The sequence below is a fragment of the Salinibacter sp. genome (genome assembly GCF_042218895.1).
Classification (GTDB): domain Bacteria; phylum Bacteroidota; class Rhodothermia; order Rhodothermales; family Salinibacteraceae; genus Salinibacter.
Window position 1 is genome coordinate 1 of record NZ_JBDGQQ010000018.1, and the last position, 12,831, is coordinate 12,831.

Consider the following 12,831-nt stretch of genomic DNA (forward strand, 5'->3'; position numbering starts at 1 on the left):
GGCTCAACGATCGAGCGAACCTGCAGGGGAATGTTCGCGTCTGCCAGGGGCCGCAGCGTCTTGGGGTGCATGCCGAGGCGTCCCGACTCGGTCATTGCGTGGGCCTCCTCCATCGATAGGCGGTCGAGCCGCTCGGCGTTCTCATTTGCCGCCGGATCGTCGGTGTAGAGCCCGTCCACGTCCGTGTACCGGGTCAGGCACTGCGCCCCCAGGAGGCGCGCGAACAGGGCCGCCGAGTAGTCGCTTCCCTCGAAGCCGAGCGTCGTCGTGGATCCTGTTTCCGCCGCGCCGATGAAGCCGGCCACGACGGGTACAGCCCCCGGTGCAAGGGCCTGGTACCATTCCCGGATGCGTTCGGCCGTTGCTTCGTGGTTGACGTTCGCCTCCCCGAAGGTATCGTCGGTGATGACAAGGTTGGTCGCATCGCAGTGGGGCGCCTCCAGGCCAGCGTCGCGCAGCGCGAGCGTCACCATCGGCACCGACAGCTGCTCTCCGACGGCCAGCACCGCATCGCGGCCCGCTGGCGTGAACCCGGCGCGCTCAACCTGCGCGAAATGGCGTCGCAGGGCCCGAAGGCGTTCGTTCAGCAGGGCTTCGTAGGCCTCCTGCTGGGCAGAACTCAGCACGGCCTCGGCCTGGGCCATGTGCCGGGCCCGAAGGGTCTCCGTCAATTCCTCGACGACCGTAGAGCGGTCGGACTGTGTCGCGACGGCCTCCACGGCGGCCGAAAGCCGGCGCGACACCCTCGAGAGGGCCGAGACGACGGCAACCACCGGTCCCTCGGAGGCCGCCTCCCGCAGGAGTGCAATCACCGTCCGAAATCGTTCCGCCGTGCCCACCGTCGTGCCTCCAAACTTGAAGACGACGTGGGGGGAGCGGGCCAAATCGGGGGGACGAATCGAACGGTCGGGCACGTAGGGACGCGGCTTAGGAGAACATCGGAGATACTCCGGCCTGCTACCACAGGGTTTTGAGGAGTGTTCCGCGTCCTGGTCGGTCGGTCCTGCCTACCCCACCGAGCGCAGAAGCGCTCTGTTCGGCATCGCAGTCCGTCGATCCGACCTGTCGATTTTGCCACCCAGGTCCTCTCAGTCGTTCGTCAGCAGCACTTCCTCGGCGGGGGGGCGCAGATTGTACCGATTGCTCATGCTCGCGCCGTACGCTCCTGTCGTTGCCACTAGCAGCACATCGCCCGGCTCTGTGTGTGGCAGGCGCCGGTCGTGCCCCAGCACGTCGCCCGTTTCGCAGATGGGACCCACCACGTCCGCGGTGATGGAGGGCGCCTCGTTCAGGCGGGTCAGGTTCACGATTTCGTGGTGAGCCCCGTAGAGGGCCGGGCGGAGGAGGCTGTTCATGCCGGTGTCGAGCCCTACGTAGCGCACAGGCCCCTTCTCTTTGGTTTGCGTGACGCGGGCGAGCAGGACGCCGGCCGTGGCGACCAGGTAGCGCCCCGGCTCCATCCAGAGGTTGTACCGGGCCTGCTGCCCTAGGGCCTCGCGGAGTGCCGCGTCGAGAGCCTCCACGTCGAGGGAAGAGGCGCCGGGACGGTTCGGCACGCCGAGCCCCCCGCCCACGTTAATCGTGCGAGCGTTCGAGAAGCCGCTCGCCAGCGACGCCAGAAAGTCCGCGAGGTCGGCCCACGTGTCCTCGTCGGTGATGCCGCTGCCAACGTGCACGTGCAAACCTGTGACGGTCGTATTCGCTTGATCAGCGACCGCCCGGAGCCGCTCCAGGTCGTCCGGCACGACGCCGAACTTCGACTGCGCCCCCGCGGTGCGCACGTGGCGATGATGTCCGTGTCCCTGCCCCGGGTCCACCCGTACGAAGATCTCCTCCCCGGCAAACACGTCTGGCCGTTCGGCGAGGGGCTGCACGTTGTCGAGGGTGACGTGCACACCACGCTCGAAGGCGGTAGCGTACTCCTCAGGGGCCGCGAAATTCGGCTGGAAGAGCACCCGGGCCGGATCGAGGGCCGGAAGGGTATCGATGACCCGATCTAACTCGCCGGGAGACACGCACTCGAACCCCAGTCCCTGTTGCTCCAGCACCCGCAGCACGTGGGGGTGGGGGTTGGCCTTGACCGCGTAGAAAACCCGATCGACCGGGGCCAGATTCTGTATTTCCTCGCTCTTTGCCCGGAGCGTAGCCTCGTCGTAGACGTAGCGGGGCGACTGCTCGTCGGCGAGGCGGAGCAGTTCATCCCGGCGGCGACGCCACCACGCGTCGGGCCGCGCCTCCGGGCCAGCACTGGGCTCGACCAGCTCCTGCCACTGCGGACCAAAGATGGCATCCGGAACCTGGGCCCCGAAGAACTGGGCGTGGAGCTCCTTCATGAGACGAGAGGCCTGCTCTTCGTCCACCACGAAGCTCATGTTGAGGTCGCTCGCCGCCTGCGTCACAAGGTGCACCTTTTGCTCGTCGAACACCTCGAACGCGGGCCCGAGCTCATTCAGCAACGATCGAATGTGTCGCCCCACGAGACTCACGACGGCGCACGGGTCGATGATCTCGGCCTCACAGTACCGATTCAGGTCGTGCAGCAGACGATCCAGGACATCGGAGTCGAGCGTGTTGGCCGTCGGGTCGAGCGTGACGGTGACGTTTGCCTCGGAGGTGGCCACAAGATCCACAGACAGGCCGTGGTGCTTGAAGATCTGAAAGACATCCGCCAGGAAGCCGACCTCCTGCCACATCCCGAGCGTCTCCATGGTTATGGCCGTGACGCCGGTCTTGGCCGAGATGGCCTTCACCTGCGGGCCCGCATCGGGGCGGTCGTCGGCCACAGTCGTGCCGTCCACGGCGGGGGCCTTCGTGCTACGAACGTGGAGCGGAATCTGGTGCCGCTGTGCCGGGCCGAGGCAGCGGGGATGCAACACCGTAGCTCCCATCGTGGCTAGTTCCTGAGCCTCATCGTAGTCGAGGTGGCGGAGCAGGCGCGCAGAGGGAACCTTGTGCGGGTTGGCCGTGAAGAGTCCTGGAACGTCGGTCCAGATTTCAAGCCGCTCGGCACCCAGCTTCGCGGCGAAGTGGGCCGCCGAGGTATCCGAGCCGCCGCGTCCAAGAAGGACCGTCTCCTCGAGTGCGTTGCTCGCGATGAACCCCTGTGTGAGGTACACGGCCTCCGGGGCCCCGGCGAGGTGAGCCTGCAACACCGAATCGGCGTGCGACGCGCAGGTGGCGGACAAGTACTGACGGCGTGGAGGAAGGTGGGGATCGTCTTTGGCCCGCAGAAACTCGCGGGCGTCAAGCCACTCTACGGGCAGCCCCCGGGCTGACAGGTATGCAGCCCCGAGCCGGGTGGAGAGGAGTTCGCCGGTGGCTAGAACCTCGGCCCGTTGACGGGGCGACGGCGTGTCCATCGACTGCACCTCCGTCGTCAGGGCCTCCAGCCGTTCGAATTCGTCCGACAGTGCCGCGTTAGCCGCTACCTCCAGGTCCCGGGCCAGCGCACGATGCCGATCCCGGATGGCATCGAACGTCGACCACGGATCGCCGCCGTGCTCGGCCTCACGAAGCAGCATCTCAAGCTGGTCCGACACCCCCTGCAGGGCCGAACACACGAGGAATGGATGCCGGTCCTCCTCGCGATGAGCATGCACGACCTCGATGATCGTGTCCCAGCGGGCCCGGCTGGAAACGCTCGTCCCACCAAACTTGCACACGACCCACGAGGGGCTCGATGTCGACATAGACCTCCACTTCGTCTGCGAAAGAAAGCGATGCGGCACCGGATAACATCGGGAGGACACCGGGCAGTGGCAAGTCGTTCCGGGCGCGGTTCCATCTCTTTACACTTCTCGGGGACATGCCAGAGGGACGGATGCGGCTCGCTACGCGCAGATGCAAGTCACGTTCTGCGACGCAATCAGAGGGACGCGGCCCGAATCGAGACGACGACTGATCCATCCAAGGAGCGCGCCCTCTCGAACCAACCCCCAATGACCATGTCTGCCAAAAAAGGAATCCTCACGCTGATCTCTATCGTCTTGACGCTTCTCATCGTCCGCGTTGCCCCGATGGCGTGGAGTCAGGACGAGCCCCGCGACGCCGACGTTCTGCTCGGAGCCCTGAAGATCGAAACGGGCGACTGGGTGGCCGACGTAGGCAGCGGCGAAGGCGAGTACACACTCCAAATGGCCGAGGCCGTCGGCGACTCGGGCCGTGCCTTCGCCGTCGACATCGACGAGGACGACCTGGAGGACCTCAACGAGATTATCAAGGAGCGGGACGTTACCAACGTCACCACCGTGTCGAGCGTCTACGACAACCCGATGCTGCCCCGCCGCTCCTTCGATGCAGTGCTGATTCGGAACGCGTACCACGAATTCACGGCGCACGAACAGATGCTCCGCCACCTCCGTGCGGCGCTGAAGCCGGGTGGACGCCTCGTGATGGAGGAGTCGATTGAGGACGATCTCGTTGACGCCAACCGAGCGCGCCAAGTAGAGGCCCACGACCTCAGCATGCACCACGCCCGACGCGAACTGATGCAGGCCGGGTTCGAGGTTGTCCGCGAGGTGGACACGCTGCGCGACGAAGGCGATCACCGACACTGGATGATGGTAGCGGCCCGGCCGGAGGAGAATCGTGACTCCTGAACCATTCATCCACGCCCGTCGAAGCGCATCTGCGTCGCCAGATGCGGGTCGCTACGGCTATATGCAACTCGCTTCCCGCGTCAAATCCTCGGCTCAGAGCGAGCATTGAGGCCCACGCAGCGTCCCCGAGACCGTGGCCGCTGCGCCGCTCATCGTCTCGCTCAGCATGCCATCGCCACGCTCGTGACCGACTGGCCGCGCTTCTTCCCCGCCCTCCTCGCCGCTCATCGCCACCTGGGGGACGTGTGCACACCGTCCGCCGCACCGGTGGACGACCCGCCCGCCGCACGAAGAACGCCTGCGCTCCCCCTCGTCGTCGTCATCGCCTTTCTTGCCGGGGCCATATTCGTGCCTCCTGCCTTGGGCGACGATCGGCCGGGGGTCGTGAAAGGAGTCGTCCAGAGTGCGGAGACCGGCCAGCCTCTTCCCGGGGCGAACGTCGCCGTGCGGCAGCCGTCCGACTCGTCGCTCGTGGGCGGCGCCTCCACCGACAGCACCGGCCACTTCATCGTCGAGAACCTTCCCGTAGGCGAGTACACGGTCGTTGCGAGTTTCGTCGGGTACGAGCCCACCTCGCGCTCCATCACGATCACCCCATCGTCGCCGACCCGCACGCTCGCCCCCGTTCGCCTCGAGGGCGGCGCAGCGCAGATGGACGGGGCGACCGTTTCGGCCGAGCGGCCGTCGGTGACGACGAAGGGGAGCAAGACGATCTACAACGTAGAGATGAGTCAGGTTGCCCGCGCGGGCAAGTCTGCCGTTGACGTGCTGCGGGACCTACCGTCCCTTCGGGTCGACGAAATGAGCGGCGCCATTCACCTACGTGGGAATTCAAACGTGTCGATTCATGTCAATGGCGACCCCGTGTCAATGGACGGCAAGGCGCTCGTGCAGTACCTGAAGAGCCTGTCGGCCAACAACGTGAAACAGGTGGAGGTCAACACCAATCCCTCCGCCCGCCACGAGGCCGAGGGCACGGCCGGCATCATCAACATCGTGCTCGACCGAACGGAGGACAAGGGCCTGAGTGGCGGCGTGTCCGCCTCGGCCGGATTCGGCCCGCGCCTCGACGGCTCCGGCACCCTCGGCTACCAGGGCGGCCCCTGGACGCTCCATGGCGCCTACAGCTCCAACTACAACGAGCGCAATCTCGTCCAGGACCTGCTCCGCCACCGGCCGGACGCCGAGGCGCCGCCTCTTCTCGACCAGAAGACGTCCCGCCAGCAAGCCTACAGTGGCCACAGCTTCAACGCCGAAATCGAGTACGCCCTTGCGCCGCAGACGACGCTCTCCCTGACCTCCACGGGCAGCATATGGAACAGCGATCAGGACCACACCACCACCGCCCGGCGCAGCGACGCACCAACCAGTACCCGTGAGATCAAGCGCTCCCGTCAGTCGCTCCACCTCGACGAACGGCTCTCGGTGAGCCACCAGTTCGACGCCGAAAACCACGAGCTGTCCGCCGATCTTCGATACGACGGCGGCGAGAGCGAGACGCGCCTCCGGGAGGAGCAGGCCTCAGCCCCACCCCGCGAGCGGCAGGTCGACACCGAAACGGAGCACAACGTAGAGGCGCAGGTCGATTACACGCGCCCGCTGGGCCCATGGACCGTCGAGACCGGCTACAAGGGGACCGTCCGCCGCCTCAACGAGCACTACGAGATTCAGCATTTCGACGAGCAGGCCGGTCGCTTTCCGGCGTCGCCCGTCGAGGAAAACGACCTCTCGTTCCGCGAACAGGTCCACGCCGGGTATGTCACCGCGCAACGTCCGATCGGCCCCCTCGACGCCGAGGTCGGCCTGCGGGTGGAGCACACGCGAACGACGATTGAGCCGACGGGGACAGACGCGGACCGATCCTTGTACACCAACCTGTTTCCAAGTGCGAGCCTCACCTACGAGATGGGCCCGGGCCGCCGGGTGAGCCTCAGCTATAGCAAGCGGATCGACCGGCCGCACCTGCATCAGCTGAGTGCCTTCCGGGCGTCGAGCGATCCGTACGTCCGGTTCGAAGGCAACCCAAATCTCGAGCCGGAGAAGATCCACAAGGCCGAACTGACCGTCATGCAGAAGCTCGGCCCCGCCACCGTCACCCTCAGCCCATACGTCAGCCGCACGACCAACGCGATTGCGTGGGCCACCATCCGGGACGACAGTATGACGGTGCGGACCTACGACAACTACGACACCAACACGTCGTTCGGGGCCCAGCTCAACACCTCCCTGCGGCTGGGCAAGGACGTGAAGGCCAACCTCAGCGGCAACGCCTACCGCCGAGTCACGCAGGGCGGACGGCTCGACCCGGAGGCGCGCCGCACGCGGGTCGCCCTGATGGGCCGGGCCAACGTCAAATGGACCGTTCGCCCGGGCCTTCGCCTGCAGGTGTCGCAGTTGTACCGCACCCCCATGGACACGGGCTTCGGTCGCATCGACGGGTACGCCCGCACTCGGGCCTCCCTCGAACAGACGTTCTGGGACGACCAGGGCAGCCTCGGCCTGCACGTACGAGACCCGTTCAACACCTCCGAGATTGGACTGCGAAAACGCACGGGCACAGTCACCGAACGGCTGACGCGGGACTGGGACGGACGCACCGTGTCGTTTTCCTTCTCCTATCGGTTTGGCAATCCTGACCAGAAGAAGGACCGCCCGTCTCAATCCGGCGGGGGCGGCGTAGGCCCCATGGGCGGCGGGTAGCGGTCGGATCGTCTCGACGACCGTGCTCGTTTCGCAGAGGAGGCAATCGGGGCTGTTCCGGTTGCCTCCTCGCCGTATTTCGATTTTTTCTCACAACTCGCAGATTGGCCCGTGCCGACTGGTTCCGCCTCTCCCCTCCATGCCGACGGTTCGGGGAACCGTTCCCACGGAGAGGAGAATCCCGAATCGGCGCCCTCCTCAATGGAGCTGGAGGAGCCCGATCTGCCGTACGCCGGGTTTACGTGGGCCGAGATCGGAGTTATCGGGGGCGTCTGTGTTCTTCTGGCCACCCTCTCATTTCTCACGAGCCTCAACAGCTCGTGCTGCGCTCCGTCGACCCAGGCAGAGATGTTTCGGGACGCCACGACGAAACTGACGGTCGTGCTTCTCTACGCGCTCGCCGCTCTTCCGATCTTCTGGGCCTGCGTTCGCTTGCATCCTCGAACGCAGGGAGGGGGGCTGCGTGGATGGGGACTCGTGCTGGGCGGACACCTTCTTCTCGCGGTCTGCCTTCCGTACATCATGGAGATTGGGCGGCATGCCGCTCGGGCCGGCATCGTCACGCTCTGGCCCCCGCCCGATCCGCCCGAGAACTCCTTTCATCCGGTCGAAATTCTGACCGGCCTCGAATTTCTGAACGTGCTGGTTCCGTACTCGCTTCTGCTGATGATCGGGATGGGGCGGTACGAATACCTGCGGTCCCAGGCGCGCGAGGAGCAGGCGGAGAAGATCGAACGCGAGGCCGAACAACTGCGCTCCCAACTGACGGAGGCCCGCTTGGAATCGCTGCGAATGCAGATCAACCCGCACTTCTTTCACAACACCCTGCACACCATCTCCACGATGGCGGGCCGCAATCCCGAGGGCATCCGGCGGGCCACGGCCCGACTGAGCGATCTGATGCGGCACGTCCTCTCTACGTCCGACCAGCAGGAGGTGCCCCTCGATGAGGAACTGGACATGCTCGAAAGTTACCTCGACATCCAGAAGCTCCGTCTCGACGACCAACTCGAGATTACATTCGACATTGATCCCGACACTCGGCGTGCCCTCGTTCCGACCCTGGTGCTGCAACCCATCGTCGAAAACGCGGTCAAGCACGGGTTCGAGGGGGCCGACGAGACCGGCCACCTTTTCATCCGGGCGGCGCGGGACAGCGAGGCACTCATCCTTGAGGTAGTGGACGATGGACAGGGCCTCTCCGGGGACGGCGCGGTGCCCTCAGGGAACGGGCAGCCCTCCGATCCGACTGACGAGGAGGGCGTGGGGCTCCAGAACATTGCCGAGCGGCTCGACGGCCTCTACGGCGACGCCGCTGCGCTTGACTTCGAGCACGCCCCAGATGGCGGGCTGCGCGTCGTCATCCAGCTACCGTTTCACACGCCCGAGTCCGACCGCAGCCTCCGAGCATCAGGGATCGTGGCCGAATAGCGTTTCCCTCCACTTCTCACCCCTCGTCCTGTTGCCATGCCCGACGCCCCAGTTCTTTCCATCCTCGTCGTGGACGACGAACGGTACGCCCGCGAGCGACTCGTCGAGCTTCTGGAGCCCCGCGAGGAGGTGCGGGAGATCGACCGCGCAGATTCTGGCAACGACGCCGTCGAGGCGCTCCGCACCACGTCGTACGACCTCGTCTTTCTAGACGTACAGATGCCGGAGCGCACAGGGCTGGAGGTGATCGAAACCATCGGCCCCTCCAATATGCCCCCGACGATCTTTGTCACGGCCTACGATCAGTACGCCCTGAAGGCGTTCGAGTACGCCGCGATCGACTACCTGCTCAAACCCTTCGACGACGACCGGTTCGAAGAGGCGTTTCGGCGCGGGCTCGAGATGCGGTCTCTTCAGGAGGCCGAGGCCGTCGCCGACCGGTTCCGTCGCCTGCTCGATGCCTCCGAAGAGGAAATCGTGGCCGCGGCGGACGGCGAGGCGTCCGAGGCCCCTGACGCCGACCGCGCCTCCGATCCAGAGACGTCCTACCTCCGGCGGCTCACCATCGACCTACCGGGCAAGGTGCGCGTCGTTTCCGTCGACGACATTCGGTTCATCACCGCCGAGGACGCATACGTGAAAATCCACACGGCCGACGAGACCTACCTGTTGCGCGAGCGGATGCACGTCCTGGAGGACCGCCTTGATCCCTCAAACTTCGCCCGTATTCACCGGTCCACGATCGCGCGGCTTGACCTCATTGAGGCGGTGTACCGCCGCTCCGGCGGTGACTACACGGCCCGGCTCGAAACCGGTGAGGAACTCGACGTAAGTCGGAGTCGGCACGAGGACCTGCTCGCCCAGCTTGAGACAGGCCTCTCGTGAAGACCATCCCCGGTAGTGGCAGCAGAGCGTGTTCTACGTCTCCACCGCCTCCGCTGGCTCTTCGGTCTCAGCCCTTTCGGCCTCAAGACGCTCCTGCTTGATCTCCCGCCACTCCTCAGCGAAGTCCTCGAGGTAGGTCTCCATGAGGTCGTAGAAGGCCTTCATACGCTCAAGGCTCTGACTCGTCTTTTCGGTCTCCTCCCCTCCTTCCCCAGCATCAACGCGCGCAAGGAAGCGCTCGGCCAAGTCCCGGTTCTTCCGGACCGTGGCCATGCTGAATTTAAAGTTGTTGAAGAAGATGTCGGGGTGAGACGCGTAGTAGTTCCGTCGGTTGTTGGGTCCTTCCACCTTGCGAACAAGCCCCATGTCGTCGAGGCGTCGCACGGAGATGGAAATCGGCCCTTTCGACCGATCAAGAATCTCGACCATGTCGTCGAGTGAGACCGGATCGTCCTTCGTAAGAAGAAGCCCGACAATCAGGCCTTGGAGCCGACGAAGGCCAAAGTCTTCGTAGATGTTGCCGATCTCTTCGATCAGTTCGCGCTCGAGCGAGGATGGTTCTTTCGAGTGACTCATGTGCTTTGTGAAGGCAATGATGCATAAGCACCAGCCTTAAGAGGCTGGCAAACGGTGGGGCATTGTTCATCTGTTAAATGTTGGGGGACCCCCATAGTTGCGGCTTGATCGTTTCTTCGGGGGTGTCGGAGTCCCCGTCCCCACGAGGTAGGATGCCACGCTCGTGGACTCAGGCCTTCCGATGCATGTCCATCGCCGGAAGCCTCACGATTCTTTCTCGGCCGCACAAGGCTTCGAAAGTCGTGCCATGACGACGGCTATCGCACCCTGGGCACGAAACAGACAAGCCGAATATAGGGGCCGCGCTCCAATTTGTCCAATTTTTGTTGAGCCCCTCGGTGCCGAGTGCTCCTCTCCTTCTTCCAGCCCCCTGTTCTGCGTCCAAACGGGATCAGACCCAGGCGGATTTCGGATTCGGCGTTGTTACTCAGCACTACTCCCACTCAGCGCACCAGCACGACAGATGCTGTGTTGAATGTCAAGCGTGTCAGGTTCCTGGATGCAGCGATGCGTCGAAGGGGCGACCGGATTTCAGCACGCCGTAGCAAATATGCAGGAGCTCCCGCACGTCCACTGCCCCTTCGTGACGCGTTCGTTCTCGTGGGGCGTCTGGCGAGCGGCCCGACGAACCACTCAGCGCCCGCCCCGCCAGGTGCCGGAGCGTCCCTGAGCGCACTACGGCGGCGGTCCCACGGGCCGCCTGAATTAGCTGCACCGCGAGTGGCCACAGTCGGCGCACTCCATGCAGCCCTCCACGTGCCGGACGTTTGAGGAGCCGCACTGGTCGCAGGTGACCGTGTGGCCCGAGGCGTGAGCACGAAGGGCCTTCGCCATCGACTGGCCGAAGGATGCGATGGAGCCTTCCGCCTTCTCAAGTTGCTCCACGAGGAAGTCGATCTTCGAGCCGTGGCGCAGGGCCGTAGAGACGAGCCGCGTTTCTACCCGCACCTCATCGGACGGCATGTGGCTGGTGATGTCCCCAATCACCACCGTTCCATTCGGCCCCAGGAGCGAGTAGTGTCGGCTCTCGTTTTTCTGAATGTATCCCTCATCGATCCGCTCACTGTCGTCGCCGAAGAGCGGGGCCTTTCCTTCCGACTTGAAGGCGAAGACCTCGTAGGGATCCTCTTCCAGGAAGCCCACCAGAATGGTCCAGTGGTCGCCCTGGTACCGCACACGGTGAATGGCGCAGGGCAGGGTCTCCGGACGGTCGGGTGCCTCAGTGCGGGGCACCGTCTGGTCCTCCTCGTCGTCGCCGGAGAGCACCGCACTCATCGTCCCGGCGCGGTAGGTCGTGACCCCCTTGATGACGCCGGTGGCGTGGGCCTTTTTGTAGAGCTCCTTGAAGTCCTCGAAGGGATAGTCGTTCGGGACGTTGACCGTTTTCGACATTGAGGAGTCCACGAAGGGCGCGAGTGCCTTCATCTGCGCGAGGTGGTCGTCCACGTCCAGATCGCGGGTCGTGACGGCCCAGTCGGCGTCCGGGTCCCAACTGCCGCCCTCCTCCATGTGGCGGACGGCGTAGTCCTTCACCTCCTGATCTTTGCAGATGTCGCGCGTCGGGTGAATTTGCCAGTGGGTGTAGCCCTCTTCCTGGCAGCGGAGCACAGTCTCGTCGCCCTGCTCCTCGGCAACCCACGCCGTCCCGTCTGCATCGATGTCCTGGCCCACCTCGTAGGCCGTGGGCGACATCGCGGGCCGGTTGACGTCCTCGGGCAGGGCCGGCTGCTCGGAGGTCCGGATGTAGCTGTGCATGAAGACCGGCTCGATGCCGCTCGACGGCGCGTTGCCCAGCGTCGACGTGTTGCCCGTGGGCTGGATGCTGAGCAGGTGACTGTTGCGCAGGCCCAGGTCGCCAATCATCTCCCGCGTCTCCTCCGAGAGGCGCTGCACGAAGGGGCTGCTGAGGTACTCGTCTTTGTCGAAGAGCGGGAACGCGCCCTTCTCCTCCGCGAGGCGCGCGCTGGCCTGGTACGCCCGGTTGGCCAGGTGCTCCTGAAACTCGCGCATCACGCGGGCGCCCTCCTCGGAGCCGTAGCGCGTCTTCATCATCATGAGCGCCGAGCCGTCGCCGTAGTGGCCGAGGCCGATGCGGCGCTTCTGCTGCAGGTTGCGCTGCTGCTCCTCCAGCGGGACGTAACTGATGTCGTTGACGTTGTCGAGGAAGCGGACGGCGAGGGGGACGAGGTCGTCGACGAGGTCGTAGTTGATCTCGCCTTGTTTTCGATCTACCAACTGAGTGACATTTAGATTACCAAGTAAGCATACCCCTCCAACTGGGAGGACTTGCTCGCCACAGGGATTCGTCGCATTGATATGTTCTACGTAATTTAAGTTATTCTCCCTGTTTATTGTATCAACAAAGATGACACCCGGCTCATTTCTTTCGTACGTCGACCGCATGATCTTGTCCCAGATCTCGCGGGCCTCGTACACCGCAGGCTCGCCCGTGGCCGGGTCCTTCCACGTCTTCACCGTGCCGCCCTTTTCCTGGTAGGCCTTCAGGTTGCCGTCCCAGTGCTCTTTGTAGAACTCCTTCTCGTTCTCGTAGTCCGGGAAGCGAAGGGCCCATTTGTCGTCGTTCTTCACCGCCTCCATGAACGCGTCGTTGACGAGCACCGACATGTTGAACTTGTGGAGG

The 12,831-nt window shown here is 64.6% G+C and carries 8 protein-coding genes; 4 read left to right on the top strand and 4 right to left on the bottom strand.

Going from position 1 to position 12,831, the window contains the following annotated elements:
• Together ABEL04_RS01945 and ABEL04_RS01950 are read right to left on the bottom strand one after the other, a co-directional pair.
• Positions 1-914, bottom strand: a 914-nt coding sequence (locus ABEL04_RS01945) for an aspartate kinase (RefSeq protein ID WP_375800691.1), incomplete at its 3' end; no start/stop codon positions are given.
• Between the two features lie 174 nt (positions 915-1,088).
• The gene (locus ABEL04_RS01950; RefSeq protein WP_375800692.1) at positions 1,089-3,689 is read right to left on the bottom strand and encodes a bifunctional aspartate kinase/diaminopimelate decarboxylase; all 2,601 of its coding nucleotides are present in this window, start codon (positions 3,687-3,689) and stop codon (positions 1,089-1,091) included.
• Positions 3,690-3,944: 255 nt separating this feature from the next.
• Here ABEL04_RS01950 and ABEL04_RS01955 point away from each other — a divergent pair, with 255 nt between their 5' ends.
• The 4 genes from ABEL04_RS01955 (at position 3,945) to ABEL04_RS01970 (ending at position 9,614) form a co-directional block, all read left to right on the top strand.
• Positions 3,945-4,598: a class I SAM-dependent methyltransferase gene (locus tag ABEL04_RS01955; protein ID WP_375800693.1), complete on the top strand. Its 654-nt coding sequence runs from the start codon at positions 3,945-3,947 to the stop codon at positions 4,596-4,598.
• 183 nt (positions 4,599-4,781) lie between these two features.
• Positions 4,782-7,298, top strand: coding sequence for a TonB-dependent receptor domain-containing protein (locus tag ABEL04_RS01960; protein ID WP_375800694.1), 2,517 nt, complete (start codon positions 4,782-4,784; stop codon positions 7,296-7,298).
• 111 nt (positions 7,299-7,409) lie between these two features.
• Positions 7,410-8,729, top strand: a complete 1,320-nt coding sequence (locus ABEL04_RS01965) for a sensor histidine kinase (protein WP_375800695.1) — start codon at positions 7,410-7,412, stop codon at positions 8,727-8,729.
• Positions 8,730-8,765: 36 nt separating this feature from the next.
• Positions 8,766-9,614, top strand: a complete 849-nt coding sequence (locus ABEL04_RS01970; RefSeq protein WP_375800696.1) for a LytR/AlgR family response regulator transcription factor — start codon at positions 8,766-8,768, stop codon at positions 9,612-9,614.
• A 33-nt stretch (positions 9,615-9,647) separates the two neighbouring features.
• Here the strand turns inward: ABEL04_RS01970 and ABEL04_RS01975 are convergent, their stop codons facing one another.
• Both ABEL04_RS01975 and ABEL04_RS01980 read right to left on the bottom strand, forming a co-directional pair.
• Positions 9,648-10,190, bottom strand: coding sequence for a GbsR/MarR family transcriptional regulator (locus ABEL04_RS01975; protein ID WP_375800697.1), 543 nt, complete (start codon positions 10,188-10,190; stop codon positions 9,648-9,650).
• A 705-nt stretch (positions 10,191-10,895) separates the two neighbouring features.
• The coding region (locus ABEL04_RS01980) for a ribonucleoside-diphosphate reductase, adenosylcobalamin-dependent (RefSeq protein ID WP_375800698.1) at positions 10,896-12,831 on the bottom strand (1,936 nt) is incomplete at its 5' end.